This is a genomic window from Vreelandella sedimenti (assembly GCF_013416325.1).
GTDB lineage: Bacteria > Pseudomonadota > Gammaproteobacteria > Pseudomonadales > Halomonadaceae > Vreelandella > Vreelandella sedimenti.
The window spans coordinates 96,659-115,198 of record NZ_JACCGK010000012.1; the positions used below are offsets into that span (position 1 = coordinate 96,659).

Below are 18,540 nucleotides of genomic sequence, written 5' to 3' on the forward strand. Positions count from 1 at the left end.
CATCCAACAGCCACCCCTCAGGAGCAGCTATGAGCCAGTGCGCACGCGTCAATGGCAGTTGCAAACGCTGTGAAGGCGACTTGCCCTTTGGGTTCACCATGGCCTTTCAGCCAATCGTGGATCTATCGCTGGCCCAAATCGTCACCTATGAAGCACTGGTTCGTGGGCCACGCGGTGAATCCGCCTGGAGCGTCATTTCGCAAGTGACTGATGAGCTCCTCTACCGTTTTGATCAGGCCTGCCGGGTAAAAGCGATCGAAATGGCCAGCGCACTGGGCATGCAGACCGACCTTTCGATCAACTTTCTACCCAACGCCGTATATGAGCCGGAAGCGTGTATCCAGGCAACGTTAGCAGTATCAAAACGAGTGGGTTGGCCTGCCCATCGGCTTATTTTTGAAATCACTGAAACCGAGCGCGTCCGCGACCGGCAGCACCTGTCCAATATCATCGATGCCTACCGCTCCATGGGCTTTAAAACGGCGCTGGATGATTTTGGCAACGGGTACGCCAATTTGGACTTATTGGCCGATTTGACACCTGACAAGCTCAAAATCGACCGTGAGCTGGTGATGAATTGCGATAATGATCTTCGCCGCCAAGCGTTGTTAAACGCGATTATCCTGCTCGCTCAAGAGCTCGATATGACTCTTATCGCCGAAGGTGTCGAGACTCGTGCCGAAGCCTTATGGCTCGCCCGCGCGGGGATTGTTCGTCAGCAGGGTTTCTACTACGCAAAACCGGCGATTAACGCTTTGTGTACCAATATTGTCCCGCTACTAGTGGGGTTAAAAAATGAAGTAGAGAGCAGCTCAGGAGCGGTGCATGAAAGAGATTAGTCCCGATAAGCTCTACCAGTTATTTAACCGCTCAAAGCGCAATACCGAAAACGTTATCAAAGCGGCACCGATTGGAATCTGTATTACGAACCCTTTGGGTCACTTTGAAATGGTCAACCCAGCTTACTGTGAGTTTTATGGATACCGGCAGGAAGAACTTTTAGGCCAGCACTTTACTCACGTAGTACCCGAAGTGAACCAAGCGGTTTTATCAGCGCTGCATGCTGAGTTTATGCAGGGCAACGAGGATCAAGAGCTGCGCCAAGAGTGGGAAGTGGTTCTCAAAAACGGCGAAAGACGCACCATCATCGCCGAAGCTGCGCGTATTGAGGCTGATGACGGCGAGCCGCGTAAAGTCACTTTTATAATCGACATTACCCAGCGCAAACAGCTAGAAGAGCGGCTAAAGCAGGCCAATGAGCGCTTGGATCATTTGGCCCACCACGATGAGCTAACGGAGCTGCTCAACCGTCGTGCTGGTTTGCAGCGTCTGGATGAAGAGATCAAGCGCTGCGAGCGATATGGAACACCTTTCAGTATCGCGATCTATGATCTGGATGACTTCAAAGCGATCAACGATACCTATGGGCACAGCGCGGGCGATAGCGTTTTACAGCAAATTACCTCCTTAGTGAGCGATGTACTGCGCGATACCGATTTGCACATACGATTGGGTGGTGAAGAATTTTTGATCATTATGCCAGGCGTAAACGCCGAAGAAGCCTACCAAGGCATGGAACGCGTTCGTGAAAGCGTCGCGCAACAAACGTTTACCGAGCACCAATTAACGATGACGCTCTCTTCGGGGATTGCCAGCTACGTTGAAGCCTCGGGCACACGTCTACTTGAACGTGCTGATAAAGCTATGTATCAAGCTAAACAGACGGGGCGCAACCGTATTGTCATAGCCTTGTCATCCATGTAAGCAACGCTTTTAAACTTCACAATCAGGCCCCTATCAGGCACCACTATTAAGCACTATGCTAAAAGATCAATCCTCATCAATTAGGAAGTAAGCCATGAGCAGCAATGCCGAACTGAACGAGCTAAAACATAAATACGTCGCTGCTGGCGCTGCAAGCCCCGCAACGGCGTTCGCCGACCACGCTGAAAACGCTGAAATCTGGGACGCGGACGGCAACCGCTTTATCGACTTCGCGGGCGGCATTGGCGTACTCAACGTAGGTCACCGTCACCCCAAAGTGGTCGCAGCGGTAAAAGCCCAGCTCGATAAGCTGATGCATACCTGCCAAACGGTCATGCCTTATGAAGGCTATGTGAAAGTCGCGGAAAAACTCAGCCACATCGTGCCCGTTCGTGGCCATGCCAAAGTCATGCTGGCCAACTCAGGTGCGGAAGCGCTGGAAAATGCGGTCAAGATCGCACGCGCCGCCACTGGCCGTTCTAACGTCATCTGTTTCGATGGCGGTTACCACGGCCGTACCTTCTTCACCATGGCCATGAACGGCAAGGTGGCGCCCTACCAGAGCGACTTCGGCCCCATGCCGGGCACCGTTTTCCGTGCGCCCTACCCGGTGCCTTACCACGGCGTTAGCGAAGACGAAGCCATTCGAGGCCTGAAAATGACGCTGAAAACCGATGCTAACCCCAAAGATACCGCGGCCATCGTGCTCGAGCCGGTGCTTGGCGAAGGCGGTTTCTACCCGGCCTCTACCAGCTTCCTGACCAAGATACGTGAGATCTGCGATGAGCACGGCATCCTGATGATCATCGATGAAGTGCAGTCGGGCTTTGGCCGTACCGGCAAAATGTTTGCCATCGAGCATAGCGGCGTTGAGCCGGACATTATGACCATGGCCAAGAGTATGGCCGACGGCATGCCGATCTCCGCCATCGTGGGTACTGACAAGGTGATGGATGCTTCAGGCCCTAACTCATTGGGCGGCACCTATACCGGCAGCCCCACCGCCTGTGCGGCGGCGTTGGCGGTCATGGAAGTGTTTGAAGAAGATAACATTCTGGAGAAGAGCCAGGCTTTGGGCGACAAGCTGGCCAAGCGCTTCAATGTGTGGGCAGACAAGTTTGATTGCATCGACAACGTGCGCAACATGGGCGCCATGGCCGCATTTGAGCTGGTGTCGGATAAAGCCGATCACACACCTAACCCTGAGCTAGCTGCCGCGCTGTGCAAGAAAGCCCGCGAAGAGGGCTTGATCCTGCTCTCCTGCGGCATGTACGGCAACACCATCCGCTTCCTGATGCCTGTCACCATTCAAGATGACGTGCTCAATGAAGGGCTGGATATTATTGAGTCCTGCCTGGATTCCCTGGTGTAATTAAGCGTTAGTCAGCAAGCACCAAACCGCCGTCCCAAATTGGGGCGGCGGTTTTGCTTGTGTGGATACCTAACCGGCCTATTGTGCCATGAAGCGCGGCAGCCACAGCGCAATATCCGGCCATACGCTGATGATCAGGGCTGCCACGCACATCAGCAGGAAGAAGGGTAGTGCTGCCAAGGCCACACGGCTGATGCTTTCCCCCGTCAGGCTTTGCAGCACAAACAGGTTGAATCCAACTGGAGGCGTTATCTGGCCAAGCTCAATCATGATAATCAGGAAGATGCCAAACCAGATAGGATCGAACCCCGCCAGTAGCACGATCGGCAACGTAATCGGCAGGCTCATCACTGTGATCGAAATACCGTCCAGGAAAAGCCCAAGCACCACATAGAAAACCGCCAGCGCCAGCAGCAACAACATCGGGCTAAAGTTTTGCGCGGCGATCCACTCCGCAAGCTCCCGGGGCAGATGCAGATAGCCCATCGCCGTGGAGAGCAGCGTGGCGGTAATCAACAGGCTGCACACCATGATACTGGTGATCAAGGTGCCTCTGAACGCCTCGATAAACAGCCGCGTCGAAAGCTGGCGCTCGACGCCAAGCAGCACCAGCGTCGCGGCCACGCCCACCGCCGCCGCTTCTGAGGGCGTGGCAATACCGCTATAGATAGAGCCAATCACGATGCTGATCAACACCAGCACGGGCAACAGCAACAAAATGGATTGCCCTACGCTCTGGCCAGACGCCGCCTGTTTGGGTGCCAGCGACGGCGATAGATAGGACCTCGCGCCGATATACACGCTGTACAGCAGCGCGATTAACAGGCCCGGCACTACCCCCGCCATGAACAGCTGACTGATGGAGACTTCCGCCTGAACGCCATAAACGATCATCACGATCGAAGGCGGAATCAACAACCCCAGGCTACCGGCGCCCGCCAGCGAGCCGATCGACAGGTTGCGATCATAACCCCTCGTTTTCAGCTCCTGGGTGGTGATTTTGCCAATCGTCGCGGTAGTCGCCGCGCTGGAGCCGCTCACCGCCGCAAACAGCGTACAGCCCAGCACATTGGTGTGGAGAATGCCGCCCGGCAAACGGCGGGTGATAGGCACCAGCCCTTTGAAAAGCCGATCGGAAATATTGGAGCGAAAAATCAGCTCGCCCATCAATATAAACAGCGGGATAGCTGATAACTCCCAGCTATTACTGGCACGGTAGAGAATTCGTGAGAAAATCAGGCCAATACGATCAGCACCAAAGTCGCCAAACAGCCAAAGCGAGCCAATGGAAACGGCCAGCATGGCCGCAAAAATCCAGGTGCCCATCGACAAAAAGAACAACAGCAGTACGCCAACCCCGACGGCCGACCAAAAAATATCCATAACGCCTTTCCTATTAGTCGCTGCTTCAATTGACGCTAGGCGAGTAGCCTGAACGCAGAACCATTATTTTCAGGGCTCTGACTAACAGCGTGATGGAAATTAACCACATGCCCACGAGGATGGCGCTCTCCGGCAGCCAAATAGGCGTCTCTGCCATGGTTTCGCTGACGGTGCCGCGGCTATAGCTACGCTGAACGTTCTGAAACCAGAAGGTCGAGAGCCACACAAAGCAGCCTGCCGTTACCAGGCTGCTAAATAGCTCCAGCGGCCAGCGCCTGGTTTCAGGAAAGCGCTCCAGAATCAGAGACACACGAATCAGCCCGCCTTTCTCCAGCACATAAGGCAGGCCTAAAAATGACATCGTGGCCACGGCATAGCCGATATACTCATCGAGGATAAACGTTGAGTGACCAAACAGCCTCAGCGCTATCTCTAACAGGATGTGGCCGAGCATATAAATAATGAGCAGCACGGCAATGACAGCACCGACCCTATTGAGCAGTTGAGAGATACGCTCAATGACGTTGAGCGCCCTCATTCGGCGCCTCGGAACTCGCTCAAGATAGACTCGCCGTCATCTCCGGTCTTCTCTAGCCAACTTTCGACCACGCTACTGGCGGCTTCTTTGAGAGGCGTTAGCAACTCGTCCGAGACGGGATCACTGATCACCACATCGTGCTCACCCAGCGTCTGGTAGTTCTCTTCGGTACGCGTTTCAACCGCTTCCCAGTTATGTTGGTCGGTCTGGCTGGCCGCTTCCATGACCGCCTCCTGTTGAGCGTCGGTCAGCGATTCGAACGCAGCGCGATTCATGTGCACCATGTTAAGGGGAATGGCGTACTGAACCCCGGCAAAGTAATTCTGGTGTTCCCAAAAACTGGCATTGGCCCCCGCTTCGGCGGACGTTAGCACCGCCTCGATACCGCCGGTAGCCAGCTGGGGTACCACATCGGCCCAGGACAGGCTGACCGGCGAGGCACCTACATTTCTAAATGTCTCGGTACCGTTACGGTCAAAGGTGCGAATCTTCAGGTTCTCAAGATCGTCCTGGCTCGCGACCTCGTCTTCCGACCAGATACCGCTCGGTGGCCAGGGCGAGGCATACAGCAGTACCTGGTTATTATCGGCGAATACCTCTTCGTAATAGGGTTTCGCTATGTCATAAAGTCGCCGCGCATCGGCAACGTCGTCGACAATAAAGGGGAGCGAAGAGAGTAGAAACAGCGAGTCGATACCGCTCATGGTGCCCGAGAGCGTATCCGCTATCTCGACGGCGCCATCGGCCACGCCATAAAAATGATCACCGGAATTAAAGCCGAGCGAGCCACCCGTATGCAGCGTGATATCAATATCGCCATCGGTTAATTCGGCAAGCTTATCAATAAAATAGGCATCGCCCTGAGCATGAATGGAGGAAGCATTATACTCATTGGAGAAGTCCATACTGACCGACTGGGAATGCGCATAGCCACTGACGAGTAGCGCTCCTAGCGCTATCGAGAGCTTTTTACCCGCATGAGGGAATTTGTTATTTAAATCAGCAGGATGGAACATTATTTCAACCCCTATTTTGATTGGTATAGGGGTTAAACTACAGTCATTTGGGAACCATTTATGTCCCATAGCGACGCGAACGGACCAGACAACGACACGCCGCCCGGTGGGCGGCGTTTGCTGCGTGATTAACGCGGTCGGCGGTCGCCTTCGAGAAAGTTGGCCGTGAAGACGGCTTTGCCATGGGTCTCAAACGACCACTTCATCACCTCAGTTAGCGCTGCCATCACAGCATCGAACTCGCCAAATACCTGAGTGCTCATGCGATTCGGGTGTACGTCCAATCCTGTCGCCTCAAGGCGTTTTACCACCTCTTTGACCACCGGCTTGAAGTCATCAGCCAACGGGTAATAGCTAAGCTGTACGGAAAGATACATAACGCCTCCTTACGCTGTGTTTTGGGGCTGACGGGCGCTGGATAAACGCTGCCAGGCAGCCAAAATAGCGGCACGGGTCTCGTCCGGATGCTCCATCGGGAACATATGTGTACCGGGAACCTCGCTCACTGTTAACCCCTTGCGCTTCAAGCGCTTTATGCGTGAAGCGGTCAGTAAGTGGGACTCTTCGCCCGCCACCAGCTCTAACGGCACGCCCAGCCGCTGGGGCAGGCGCGAGAGGTGATCCGGCAGATGGCGGAAAATTTCCACCTCAATACCAGGATCAAAGGTCAACTCTGCACTGCCATCGTTTAGCAAGCGCGTCCCTGCTTCAATGTAGTCGTTGAGCGCCTCTGGGGTAAAGCGACGAAACAGCCCCCGGCGCCCCAGCGAGCTTGCCATCGCTTCGCGACTCGGCCACACGGTGCGCCGACCCAAGGTTTTTCCAGCAGGGGTAACCCGATCCACAAAGCCAAACCGCTTGGCGGCTTTCATTGCCCAGGCGTCCTTCCCCAGCATCAAAGGGGGATCGAGCATAATCACCCCGCAGAAGCGCTCGGGCTGCTTATCCGCCGCCATGGCCATCAAGGTGCCGCCCAATGAGTGCCCCACGCCCAGCAGCGGCGTATCCGTCTCGGGTAGGTAGCTCAGCAGCTCATCCACCAAGTTGCCCCAGTTATGATTAACGGGGTAGTCAGGGTGGTGACCCAGGCGATCCAGAGGGTGCAGATCAAAGGTCTCTGCCAGTGGGTTCAGCAGGCTACGATAGCTTAGGCCCGGAAAACCATTGGCATGGGCAAACACTAAACGGGGACGTTGGGCAGCATTAGCAGACATGGCAAGGCTCGCGCGTTAAAAAGGCAGGAAGACGGCTAATGTGAAACATGATTATTTACGCCGCCTATCATACATCTGTTTTAACGCGCTCCTGCATGAGCGTCAATCGACAAAAGGATTAACAGGCTAATTAAAAAAGCGACAGCTGATGCTCCTGGCTGTTGTCCGCCAGCCGATACCCCACGCCAAGCAGGCGCACGGGACGCTCGCCCCTAGCCCAGCCAACGTTAAGCAGAGTTTCAAACTGTTCAAGGTTGGGCGCTGGGTCAGCGTGTTCGACGGTGGTTTGGGTAAAGTCGTTGAACTTCACTTTTACGATTAGCCCGCGCACCGCCAGTGGCGGATCAAGCCGTGCGTAGCGGCGCTCTAAATCTTCGATCAGCGCGGGTAGCTCACGGCGGCAGGCATCGAGGTTGGGTAAATCCTGGGCGTAAGTCTGCTCGGTGCTGACCGATTTGCGCTCCCGGTGGGTTTTCACCGGGCGCTCGTCCCGCCCCCAGCTTAGCTCATGCAGCCGCCGCCCAAAGCGGCCAAAGTGCTCGACCAGGTCGGTCAGCGTGCGGGTACGCAGGTCAGCGCAGGTGTGGATATCCAGCCCCGCCAGTTTCTCGGCCGTGCGCGGCCCTACCCCGTGGATTTTCTTGACCGGCAACTGTTGTACGAAGCTATCGACCTTATCCGGCGTAATCACGCACAGGCCGTCAGGTTTGTTCCAGTCGCTGGCAATTTTGGCCAGAAACTTGTTGGGCGCTACGCCCGCCGAAACGGTGATCCCCACTTCGCGGCTGACCCGTTCACGGATCGCTTCAGCCATTAGCGTCGCGCTGCCGTGATGCTGGGTGACCTCCGAGACATCCAGAAAGGCCTCATCCAGAGAGAGCGGTTCGATCAGTTCAGTCACATCGCGATAAATGGCGAAGACCTGGCGGGCGACCTCTTTGTATTTGGCCATCTCACCGCGAATCACGGTGAGGTGCGGGCAGCGCTTGAGTGCCTGGGCCATCGGCATGGCCGAGTGGATACCAAATTCACGGGCGGGATAGTTGCAGGTGGCAACCACCCCGCGCTGCTCGACGCTGCCGCCAATGGCAATCGGTATATCCCGCAGCGCGGGGTTATCGCGCATTTCCACTGCTGCATAAAAGCAGTCACAGTCGCAGTGAATGATTTTGCGCACCGGCTAGCCTTCCAACTGTAAAAAACCACAGTTTATCACAGCGATTACGAGAGAAATCATAACGTCTTATGTCATTCTAAAATCGGCCGGATCAACCCTAGGCGGGGCGCTGTGCCCCCCTCCCTGGGCGCTACTTTTTCCATCCCTGGAAAAAGACCCCCGCTACGGGCTGATTCCACCCTCAGCTCAATGGCATAGGCTATTTTAAGTTCCGCAGAATGTCCTTAGCACCTGCTCATTTTCCGTGGCGGGCGCTGCTAAACGGCGCGCTTCAACGGAGTCATCGAATGGCTGGGTGACGACCGCCAGCAGAGTATGGAAAGGGGTAAAGTCACCGTCGTAAGCGGCATCAATGACCTCTTGAATCCGGTGGTTGCGGGGAATAATGACCGGGTTGGCGCTTCGCATGGCGGCAAAACGCTCGCTATCTTGGCTGGCTATCTGCGCTTGCTGCCAGGTATCCAGCCACTCGGTTAACTCATTGGGCTGGGTCGTCAGCGCCAGCAGCGCGTCACGCCGCTCAGCGCCCGGCGAGGCGGCGTACTGGGTCAGCGCGTCGAAGGTAGCGGTCATATCCATCCGCCCCTGATGCATATGGCTTTCGAGACTTTCCATTAGCGCTTCGGCTTGGGGGCTTTCCGCCGCTAAACCGAGCTTATCGGCATGCAGGCGGAGTTGCTCGGCGCTGAAAAGCGATTCAAAGCGGCGGATGACGTCAGTGGCCTGTTCCACGACCGCGTCGCCCTCTTCCCGCATCAGCGGCAGCAGCGTTTCGGCAAAGCGAGCCAGATTCCACTGGGCAATCGCTGGCTGGTTGGCAAAGGCGTAGCGGCGGCCTTGATCGATGGAGCTGTACACCTTCTGCGGGTCAAACTGCTCCATAAAGGCGCAGGGGCCGTAATCGATGGTTTCACCGGCGATGCTGCAGTTATCAGTATTCATCACGCCATGGATAAAGCCGACGCTGATCCAGCGGGCAATCAGCACCGCCTGACGAGCGACCACCGCTTCCAGCAGCGCCATATAGGGATCTTCTGCGTTGGCGGCATCCGGATAGTGGCGCGCAATCACATGATCCGCCAGGGCTTTGAGCAATGCTTCATCCCGCTGTGCAGCGGCAAACTGAAAGGTGCCCACGCGAATATGGCTGCTCGCCACGCGGGTAAAGACGGCACCGGGCTCAGCCATTTGCCGTACCACGCGCTCGCCGCTAGTGACGGCCGCCAGCGCGCGGGTGGTGGGAATTCCCATCGCCGCCATAAACTCACTGACTAGGTACTCACGCAGCACCGGACCTAGCGGTGAACGGCCATCGCCACCACGGGAAAACGGCGTGCGGCCGCTACCTTTTAGCTGCACATCGCGGCGAACGCCATTCTGATCGATCACTTCGCCCAGCAGTAACGCGCGGCCATCGCCCAATTGCGGCACAAAGTTGCCGAACTGATGCCCGGCGTAACCTAATGCGCCCGGCTTGGCATCAGGCATGGCCTGGTTGCCGCTAAACCACTCGGCAAGCGTTGTAGAGTCAGGTATCTCTTTGGCCCCTAGCTCATGGGCAAGCGGCGCATTGAACGCAATCAGCTCTGGGCTGGCCACAGGCGTTGCTTGGGTGGCGACCCAAAGGGGTTCAGGTAAGGAGGAATAGAGATGTTCGAATGGCAGCACGATAGGCTCCGCTATTGATGGCGATATCTACCTAATACCCTAGCACTTTAGTCAAGTAAACGCCGCTGCAAACAGCTCACAGCCTGCTCGAGCACCGGCGTCAACGGCGCCCGCCACTGGTGGGTCAATAGCGCATCTGCCCGGGTGACGCCGAGCGATAGCGATGCCAGCGGGATGCCCCGTTCATGGGCGGCACGGCAGAAACGGTAGCCGGAAAACACCATCAACGAGGTGCCGACTGCCAGCAACGCATCCGACTCGGCCAGTGCTACCTGCGCTGCCAGCCGCCGTTCGGCGGGTACCACATCACCGTAGAACACCACATCGGGCTTCAGGATGCCGCTGCAGCGCGGGCAGTCGAAAATACGAAAGGTGCTGAAGTCGGTTTCCAGGTCGGCATCGCCATCCGGAGCGTGCCCCGCCTGCAAACCAGTAAAGCTCGGATTCATGCGCGCCATTTCGGTATGCATGGCGTGGCGCATCATTTGATAGTCGCACACCATGCACTTCACCATGTCCGCCCGGCCATGGAGGTCGATCACCCGGCGGGAACCGGCGCGCTGATGTAAGCGGTCAACGTTTTGGGTCACCAACTGCTGGATATAGCCCTGCGACTCCAGCGCGGCCAACGCACGGTGGGCGCCGCTGGCTTGGGCTTCGCGCATGGCACTAAAACCGATCAGCGCGCGAGCCCAGTAGCGCTGGCGAACGTGATGAGAACTCATGAAGTCGCCATGCTGCAACGGGGGTGGCCGCTTCCACTGGCCATCCGCATCGCGATAGTCCGGAATGCCGCTGTCAGTACTCACACCGGCACCGGTAATCACCCACAGTTTGGGGTGCCGCTGAATAAAATCAGCCAGTTCCTCGCCCACCTGGGCAACGCTTTCTGCAATTTCCACGGCCTGCGTCAATCGTTCACCTCTAGGCAATGTGGCTCAAACTCAACGATACTGTATAGCAACAGCGGGCCATGCAACGCGCCCTTTAACGGTTATTGTGCACCCAGGAGATACTCTAATGCAGCACGATCATGACATTATTATTGTCGGTGGCGGCATGGTGGGCGCCGCCCTGGCGGCTCGCGTGGGTCATGCGGGCTTCTCCGTAGGGCTGGTGGAGCACGGCGATGCCCCTACTCCCCCTAGCGGTGACTATGACCTGCGTATTTCATCGCTGAATGCGCGCTCGTTAGCCTTTGTTAAGGCCAGCGGCACGACATTACCTGAGGAGCGTTGCTGCCCTTTTCGGCATATCGATGTTTCCAACCAGGACGGTACCGGCCACTCGCTGTTTTCCGCTGAAGATAGCGGCATGGATGACTTCGGCATCTTTATCGAAAACCGCACGTTGCAGTACGCGCTATGGCAACGGCTAGAACAGCTGCCCAGCGTCACCTGCTACACCCAATGCGCGCCGTTAAGTACGATCACCTCAAGCACTGGCCGCCTGCTGGAGCTGGATAATGGCAAAACCCTAAGCGCCCGTTTGATCGTCGGCGCCGACGGCGCGCAATCGACCCTACGTGAGCTAGCGGGGATCAACGTTAGTAGCCACGACTACCATCAGCGGGCGATGATCATTAACGTGGAAACCGAGCTGCCCCAGCAGGATGTCAGTTGGCAGGTTTTCACCCCCACGGGCCCCATCGCCATGCTGCCATTGCCCGGCCATCGCGCTTCCTTGGTGTGGTACGACACAGATAACACCACCCAAGCCCGCGAACAGCTGGACGATGAGGCACTTAAAGCAGCCATCGAAATGGCCTTCCCTAAACGCCTGGGCAACCTCATCCGCATCGTCGCCCGGGCCAGCTTCCCCATCAAGCGCCAACATGCCCACCGCTATATCGGCAAACGTTTAGCACTCATTGGCGACGCGGCCCATGTGGTGCACCCGCTGGCAGGCCAGGGGTTAAATATCGGCCTTCACGACGCCGACACCCTTGCCGAGATCATTATTCAGGGTCGCGACCCGGGTGACTATGTCAACCTACTGCGCTTTGAGTGCCAGCGCCGCACGGCCAACCAGGCGATGATCGCCGCCACCGACACTTTTCACCACCTGTTTACCGGTGCCAAACCGCTGCGCCAGCTAGGCGATTTAAGCCTGCAGATTGCCGAGCGCTTCCCGTTCGCCAAACGCATGATGATGCAGCAAGCCAACGGGCTGAATCCGTTCAAAATGCGCTAGTTACTCATAAAACCTTCCTCTTCCAGCGAATGGGCATGCCCAGCATAAAGCGGCGGACTTAGAGCCCCCCCGCATAGTGGAGAAAAGTGCAGAAAAATAAGCAGGTGGCATCTTATGCTTTCAGGTGGCCATCCAAGAACTCACGAATAGCCGGGATAATAACACTGCCATGGGTTTCCAATGCGAAATGCCCAGTGTCGTAAAAGCGGATGTCGGCCTGAGGAATATCCCGTTTCCAGGCTTCTGCCCCCGGCGGGAGGAAGAACGGGTCATGCTTCCCCCACACGGCGAGCAGCGGAGGTTGATGCTCACGAAAATAGGCCTGAAATTCGGGATACTTCGCAACGTTGGTTGCGTAGTCCAACAACAGGTCGAGCTGAATATCCGCCATCCCAGGTTGAGATATCTGAGCCCCCTCCAACGTATAGGCATCCGGTGCTACGGCACTTGTATCGCTTACCCCCTCCACGTACTGCCATTTGATAGACGCTGGCGTCGGAAAATCGCTAAGGGCATCACGATTCCCCTGAGAAGGAGTATTCCAGTACGTCCGGATAGGCTCCCACCCTTTTGAAAGCCCCTCCTCATAGGCATTGCCGTTTTGCGAAATGATAGCGGTGATTTTTGATGGGTGGGCCACCGCCAGACGCCAGCCTACAGGGGCACCATAGTCGTGAACGGCAATGGCATAGCGGTCAAGCTTTAACTGCTCAGTGAATCGATCAATCGTCTTTGTCAGGTTGGCAAAGGTGTGCTCATACTCACCGCGTGCCGGTGACTGGGTAAAGCCAAAGGCGGGCAAATCCGGTGCCACGACGTGATAGCCATCGGCAAGCGCCTCAATCACATCCCGCCACATATACGAGGAGGCAGCAAACCCGTGGAGCAGCAGCAGAGTCGGTGTCGCCGGATCCCCCGCTTCACGATAGAAAACCTCCACATCGCCCACTTTCTCGAATCGATAATGAACCTGCCACGTTGTCGAGCCAGAGGACTGCTCAGCGCTGGTCGCCGGTGCCTCCTGGGAAGTCGCAGAGACCGAGGTATTTTCAGATGTCATGGATATACTCCTTGGTAACCGTTAATAACTATTTTTGAAGGTTACAAAGAATAATAGTAACCTGTCAAATACAGAATTAAGGGTTACTCAATATGGCATCAAAAAATACGCCTCCGTTTATCGCCAGCAATCTCGCCATCGATTTCATCAACACGCAGTTTGGCGTAGGGGGGGAGCAGCAAGAGTGCCTGGATGACGACAGCAGTGTCATTGCGTGGCTTCAACAGGCGGGTGTGTTGTCGGAGGAGTGTGAAAGCCCCCCGCCTGGAATAGTCCACATTGCGCGGGAACTGCGCGACAACATGCGGGAACTCCTGATTTCGGCCCAGCAAGGGCGGGCTGCGGATCCCACAGTGGTGAATCACGTTCTGGAACGGGGTTATCCCCTAGAGAAAATCGAATGGCAGCCAACGGCGTCGGCGTTTCAGAAAAAAAACTATCAGCGCAACATGGAAAGCGAGAGCCTGTTGCAGCCTGTCGCTTCCGCGTTAGTCCAGTTGCTTACCGAGGAAGATCTACAGCTGGTGAAAGAGTGCGAAGCCTCAGACTGCGTTCTACTGTTCCACGATCAAACAAAATCGCACCGGCGCCGCTGGTGTAGCATGGCCTCCTGCGGAAACAGAATGAAAGCGGCAGCGCATCGGGCTAGGAAAAAAACGAGCACGTGAGACTCGTCGTCTTCAGCCAAACGTATGAGTATGCTGCAAGCTAATGGGCTGAATAAGCTTAGAGTTATTTAGGAATAAACAATGCACTCAGAGTCGACTGATCTAGCCACATTGGAGCGTTTTTTTGAGAAGCTGGCACTGCTGCCCAAACCGCCACCCCCTATCCCCAATCTGTTTACCGTTGCAGGACCCGGGCAGAATGAGAACCGCCTATCGAACTTAATGGCCTTCTTTATGGGCGGTTATCCCGGCGCGCCCCACTGGTTAGCCAAAGCCCTGCTGCATGCACTGGTACGTAGCGATGAATTCGATCACGAACATCTACAGCAAATCGACTGGGAAGCGGTTAATACCGAGCGGGAAGCAGGCAGTTGGAACGCTGAGAGCGAATCAACCAAGCGCCTGGATTTAGTGGTTTCAGGAAATGACTTCGTTTTGGGTATTGAGCATAAAGTATGGGCTTCGGCGGAGAATAATCCGTTTTATGCCTATGACGATTTGCTGAACAGCTATGGGGTTAAAGCCTACAGGTGTGTTTTATGCCCGGATGACTCCAAGGCAAGCGTTCAAGCACCCGCCAAGAGCGCAGGCTGGCCGACGCTGTCCTACTCAGCGCTATTGGCCTCGGCCTATGAACTGTACGGGCAAGATGTAGCACCATCTAGCCAGACAAAATGGCAAATTTTCTATCAAGAGTTGTTGCTGCACCTCTCCTCTATCGCCCATCCAACAGAAGAAAAGACAATGACGAAAGACGAGCTGTTATTTTCGTTAAAGCATTTCAATGACTTGCACGAAGCATCTCAGCGTTTAGAGCAATTCGAACTAGAGTTGATGGTGGAAGGGAAAAGCTCTATTGCTGCTGCGTTACAGATAGACATCAGCGAACTCAGTACCAATAAGAAGCCGGAAAATTGGAAGCAAACAAGAGCGTGGCGTTTCATTCCCTCTGCTTGGAGTAATAGCCACGGTGGAGCCTCTCAAGTTTGCCTTGTTTATTATCCTTCATCAGAGTCGGAAGGCGATGAAAGCATCGGTTTCGAGATACGGGCATATTTGGAAAGTCAGGAAAGCAATGATCCTTGGCTTAAAGAAATCGAACAGTCATTTCTGAAGGGAACGCCTGCTACCAAACAGCCGGGCTGCAGTTGGTACAGAGATGGCGGTGACAACGATGCTTGGTATGAAGTCAAAGGACGCTGGTTGGCGTTGAGTGTTTGGCCCAGAGAGTACACCAAGGTTGGAGCTATGAAAGCGCTGGGAGATTTAGCCAAATGGGTAAATGAATGCGCTTTCCAGCCAGAAACCAATAAAACTCGCTAATGAGATTGAAACGCTAAACGGTACAACTTGAATGCGTTCAAAATGCGCTAGTGTCGACTACGCTGAGAGGGTGGCTACTGGCTGTGACCAAAAATAAACACAATAAACTCTCGCTTAAGGCAACCCTATGGCTCCTAAACGACAAACGCTGTTAACGGCGACGCTATGTTCCAGCTTTGGCCTGCTCTTGGTCTCTCCTCTTTGGGCCTGGGACGGCATCGTCGAGAAACAAACCTTCGAAATGGACAGCTTCACTACCCAGGGCGGCGAGACCATTCCCAACGTGACGGTGGGCTGGGAAGCCTACGGTGAACTCAACGACGCCCGCGATAACGTTATTTTAATCACCCATTTTTTCTCAGGCACCAGCCATGCGGCTGGCCGCTATGAGGAAGATGGGCAGCCGACCGGCTACTGGGATGCCATCATTGGCTCCGGCAAGCCACTCGATACCGATGAGTACTACATCATCTCCTCGGATACGCTGGTTAACCTGAATGCCAATGACCCCAACGTCACCACCACCGGGCCCGCTTCCATCAACCCCGATACCGGCGAGCCCTGGGGCATGGATTTCCCGGTCATTACCATCCGCGATTTTGTCGAGGTACAGCGCGAGCTGTTAGAGAGCCAAGGGATTGAATCGCTGCATGCAGTGATGGGCGCCTCGATGGGCGCGCTACAAGCTATCGAGTGGGCCAGCGCCTACCCAGACCGAGTAGAACGGCTAATCTCAGTGATTGGCGGGGGCGTAGCCGACCCCTGGCTGCTGGCCACGCTAAGCGCCTGGGCAGCGCCGATTCGATTGGATGCCAACTGGAACGAGGGTAACTACTACGACGGCGAACCGCCCACCGACGGGCTAAAAGAAGCGCTGAAACTGGTGACACTCAACGCCAACCACTGGCAGTGGGCTAACGAAACCTTTAACCGCGATTGGGCCGACGAAGCGCGTGACCCAGCCCAGGATATCAACGCCCGCTACGCGATCGAGCAAACGTTGGATGACGTCGCCGCCGCCCGTGCTGCCACCTCCGATGCCAATCATCTGCTCTATCTGGTGCGCGCCAACCAAACCTTTATGGCGGGCCACGGCGACTCGTTAGAAGAAGGACTTTCCGCCATCGAAGCACCGACCCTGATGCTGTATAGCGAAAACGATCTCGTCTTCGCGCCCCAAGGTGTGCGCCGCACCGCCGAGCTGATCGAAGCAGACGGCACCGACGTGACGCTGGAAACCCTGGAAGGCAATCGAGGCCACTTGGATGGTGTGCTATCCATTGACCAGGCGAGTGATACGTTGCGGGCGTTTTTGCGCTAACTGAGTGAGCGCTGGCTTTTTGGTTAAAGCCAGCGCCCAAGTGCAACTGACAATATTTATGGTGTTAACCGCTTGAGTGCGCACTACCATGCGCATATTCTATCTTTATGCTTATGACAGTCACAGGGGGCTGCAATGGCCGCGCTATATAACACCGCAGCACCGAAAAAAGCCGCAAATTTGTCAGTTAACAGCGACTTGCTTCAAAAATCTCGCGCGTTGAACATTAATCTCTCGGCCACACTAGAGCGAGCATTGAGAGAAGAGTTGGCAAAATGCGAGGCTTCCCAGTGGGTTGAAGAAAACCGAGCTGCAATCACAAGCTACAACGAATTTGTCGAGCAGCATGGCTGCTTCGGTGACGAATTTCGGGAGTTTTGATGGCTCAGTTCGATGTTTACCCTAACCCCAGCAAGACCAGCAGGGCGCACTACCCCTACTTGGTGGATATCCAAAGTAGCCTACTAACGGATCTAACAACCCGCATTGTGATCCCACTGGGTAATCGAGCGGCTTTTGGTGGCAACGCCATGCAAGGCCTCACGCCGGAAATAGCGTTCAACGGTCAGGAGCTGTTGTTACTGACACCGCAGATCTCATCAGTACCAGAGAAACATCTCAAAACCCCCGTCGGTACCCTTTCACATTTTAAGGGCCAGATTGTAGGTGCGCTTGATCTCGCAGTTACTGGGATTTAAGGTTCAAAATTATCGCGTCCATGCTCTCTTTTTAGCACTCCGAACCTGGGTTGCAGGCATATTGTGTCCCAATCATTACGATTGTTCGGATTTTTTACGACAGGAAGATCAGCGACAACGATAGCTATCCTCATCTCAGGCCAGAGCCTCTAAAACATTAGCGGTTGGCGTTCTCTTCGGCCAACTGTCGAAGCGCATCGACCAGCACTTCAGCTGGCTGGGCGCCCGAAATCAGGTAGCGCCCGTCAAGGATGAAGCCCGGCACCGCGCTCACCCCTGCTTCCATGAATCGCTGCTCTGCCGCGCGAACTTCGTCTGCGTACTGATCAGACCGGGCGATGGCCTCGGCAACATCACCGTCAAGCCCGACCTCAATGGCCTTCTCCCGCAGAACCTCTGGGTTTGAAGGGTTTTTCGCCTCACCGAAGTAGGCCTCAAACAGTGCCAATTGCAAGGGCGTCTCTAGGTTCTGCGTTGCAGCCCAAGCAAGCACGCGGTGGGCAGCGAAAGTGTTGTTCGCCCGACGCTCCTGGGCGCCACGAAAATTTAATCCAAGCTCTTCGGCCACCGCCATAATCTCGCGCTGGGACTGCTCCATGCTGGCCGCGTCCTTGCCGTACTTGCGGCACAAGTGCTCCAGGATCGGCTCGCCCTCGGGCGACATATCCCGGTTCAGCTCAAAAGGCTGCCAGACCAGCTCAACATCGATCTCGCTATCAAGGGTTTCTAGCGCTTGTTCCAAGCGCCGATAGCCGATCGCGCACCACGGACAGGCTACATCGGACACTAGGTCAATTCTTACCTTTTGCATTTTGTATATCCCTTCGACATATTCCAAAATTCGATCAGACTAAAGAAAGTATGTTACGTGTATATATTGAGTAACGGCAGTATTGATAAGGAGACCGCCATGGAAAAAGCAGCGGTGTTTAAAAGGAACTGCCTTCTTGGTAACCAATAATCTAGATGAACTTAGTAACGTGCCAGGGCTTCAAATAGAAGATTGGAGTTAAGACGACCATTCATCCCCAACGGGTATCAATACCGATGATCAAAACAGCGTTAGCGTTAAGCACCCTATTACTTATCAGCGGGTGCGCTCAAAACAGCAATACCGCCGCATCAGGCGCGCCAGGCTCAGGTAC

The 18,540-nt window shown here is 55.4% G+C and carries 19 protein-coding genes; 9 read left to right on the top strand and 10 right to left on the bottom strand.

The annotated features are described in order from the left end of the window. The first annotated feature begins 29 nt into the window (after positions 1-29). The 3 genes from HZU72_RS14550 to gabT all read left to right on the top strand — a co-directional run bounded on the left by HZU72_RS14550 (position 30) and on the right by gabT (position 3,136). Positions 30-839 carry an EAL domain-containing protein gene (locus HZU72_RS14550; protein WP_180093308.1) on the top strand — a complete coding sequence of 270 codons (810 nt, stop codon included), beginning with the start codon at positions 30-32 and terminating at the stop codon, positions 837-839. Next, complete coding sequence (locus tag HZU72_RS14555) at positions 826-1,764, top strand: sensor domain-containing diguanylate cyclase (protein WP_180093310.1); 939 nt, start codon at positions 826-828, stop codon at positions 1,762-1,764. The genes HZU72_RS14550 and HZU72_RS14555 overlap by 14 nt, the downstream gene beginning before the upstream one ends. A gap of 94 nt (positions 1,765-1,858) precedes the next feature. Then, entirely contained in the window at positions 1,859-3,136 is a 1,278-nt protein-coding gene (gene gabT, locus HZU72_RS14560) for a 4-aminobutyrate--2-oxoglutarate transaminase (RefSeq protein WP_180093312.1), read from the top strand. A 78-nt stretch (positions 3,137-3,214) separates the two neighbouring features. Here gabT and HZU72_RS14565 read toward each other — a convergent pair whose 3' ends face one another. The 8 genes from HZU72_RS14565 to HZU72_RS14600 all read right to left on the bottom strand — a co-directional run bounded on the left by HZU72_RS14565 (position 3,215) and on the right by HZU72_RS14600 (position 11,046). After that, positions 3,215-4,519 (bottom strand): TRAP transporter large permease, encoded by a 1,305-nt coding sequence (locus HZU72_RS14565; RefSeq protein WP_180093314.1) that lies wholly within the window; start codon positions 4,517-4,519, stop codon positions 3,215-3,217. 25 nt (positions 4,520-4,544) lie between these two features. Then, positions 4,545-5,057 (bottom strand): TRAP transporter small permease, encoded by a 513-nt coding sequence (locus HZU72_RS14570; RefSeq protein ID WP_180093316.1) that lies wholly within the window; start codon positions 5,055-5,057, stop codon positions 4,545-4,547. Continuing rightward, positions 5,054-6,073: a TRAP transporter substrate-binding protein gene (locus HZU72_RS14575; protein WP_180093318.1), complete on the bottom strand. Its 1,020-nt coding sequence runs from the start codon at positions 6,071-6,073 to the stop codon at positions 5,054-5,056. The genes HZU72_RS14570 and HZU72_RS14575 overlap by 4 nt, the downstream gene beginning before the upstream one ends. 128 nt (positions 6,074-6,201) lie before the next feature. After that, positions 6,202-6,450, bottom strand: a complete 249-nt coding sequence (locus tag HZU72_RS14580; RefSeq protein WP_180093320.1) for a YkoF family thiamine/hydroxymethylpyrimidine-binding protein — start codon at positions 6,448-6,450, stop codon at positions 6,202-6,204. Between the two features lie 9 nt (positions 6,451-6,459). After that, positions 6,460-7,287, bottom strand: coding sequence for an alpha/beta fold hydrolase (locus tag HZU72_RS14585; RefSeq protein ID WP_180093322.1), 828 nt, complete (start codon positions 7,285-7,287; stop codon positions 6,460-6,462). Between the two features lie 130 nt (positions 7,288-7,417). Continuing rightward, complete coding sequence (gene dinB / locus HZU72_RS14590) at positions 7,418-8,464, bottom strand: DNA polymerase IV (protein WP_022520023.1); 1,047 nt, start codon at positions 8,462-8,464, stop codon at positions 7,418-7,420. A 204-nt stretch (positions 8,465-8,668) separates the two neighbouring features. Beyond that, positions 8,669-10,132: a protein adenylyltransferase SelO gene (locus HZU72_RS14595; RefSeq protein WP_180093323.1), complete on the bottom strand. Its 1,464-nt coding sequence runs from the start codon at positions 10,130-10,132 to the stop codon at positions 8,669-8,671. A gap of 47 nt (positions 10,133-10,179) precedes the next feature. Continuing rightward, on the bottom strand, positions 10,180-11,046 hold the full coding sequence (locus HZU72_RS14600; protein WP_180093325.1) for an NAD-dependent protein deacetylase: 867 nt from the start codon (positions 11,044-11,046) through the stop codon (positions 10,180-10,182). Positions 11,047-11,152: 106 nt separating this feature from the next. Here HZU72_RS14600 and HZU72_RS14605 point away from each other — a divergent pair, with 106 nt between their 5' ends. Further along, a complete protein-coding gene (locus HZU72_RS14605) occupies positions 11,153-12,325 on the top strand; it encodes a UbiH/UbiF/VisC/COQ6 family ubiquinone biosynthesis hydroxylase (RefSeq protein ID WP_180093327.1) in 1,173 nt (390 codons plus the stop codon). Between the two features lie 112 nt (positions 12,326-12,437). Here HZU72_RS14605 and HZU72_RS14610 read toward each other — a convergent pair whose 3' ends face one another. Continuing rightward, positions 12,438-13,385 (bottom strand): alpha/beta fold hydrolase, encoded by a 948-nt coding sequence (locus HZU72_RS14610; protein ID WP_180093329.1) that lies wholly within the window; start codon positions 13,383-13,385, stop codon positions 12,438-12,440. A gap of 92 nt (positions 13,386-13,477) precedes the next feature. Between HZU72_RS14610 and HZU72_RS14615 the strand changes: the two genes are divergently transcribed. From HZU72_RS14615 to HZU72_RS14635, 5 genes are all read left to right on the top strand, one after another. Continuing rightward, a complete protein-coding gene (locus tag HZU72_RS14615; RefSeq protein WP_180093331.1) occupies positions 13,478-14,053 on the top strand; it encodes a CGNR zinc finger domain-containing protein in 576 nt (191 codons plus the stop codon). 81 nt (positions 14,054-14,134) lie between these two features. Then, positions 14,135-15,376, top strand: coding sequence for a PDDEXK-like family protein (locus HZU72_RS14620; protein WP_180093333.1), 1,242 nt, complete (start codon positions 14,135-14,137; stop codon positions 15,374-15,376). 127 nt (positions 15,377-15,503) lie between these two features. Beyond that, positions 15,504-16,697: an E22 family MetX-like putative esterase gene (locus tag HZU72_RS14625; RefSeq protein ID WP_180093335.1), complete on the top strand. Its 1,194-nt coding sequence runs from the start codon at positions 15,504-15,506 to the stop codon at positions 16,695-16,697. Between the two features lie 135 nt (positions 16,698-16,832). Further along, positions 16,833-17,078 (top strand): type II toxin-antitoxin system CcdA family antitoxin, encoded by a 246-nt coding sequence (locus HZU72_RS14630; RefSeq protein WP_074397356.1) that lies wholly within the window; start codon positions 16,833-16,835, stop codon positions 17,076-17,078. Beyond that, on the top strand, positions 17,078-17,395 hold the full coding sequence (locus HZU72_RS14635) for a CcdB family protein (RefSeq protein ID WP_180093337.1): 318 nt from the start codon (positions 17,078-17,080) through the stop codon (positions 17,393-17,395). Before HZU72_RS14630 ends, HZU72_RS14635 begins: the two co-directional genes overlap by 1 nt. Positions 17,396-17,552: 157 nt before the next feature. Here HZU72_RS14635 and HZU72_RS14640 read toward each other — a convergent pair whose 3' ends face one another. Then, positions 17,553-18,206, bottom strand: a complete 654-nt coding sequence (locus tag HZU72_RS14640; RefSeq protein WP_180093339.1) for a DsbA family oxidoreductase — start codon at positions 18,204-18,206, stop codon at positions 17,553-17,555. Positions 18,207-18,540 lie beyond the last annotated feature (334 nt).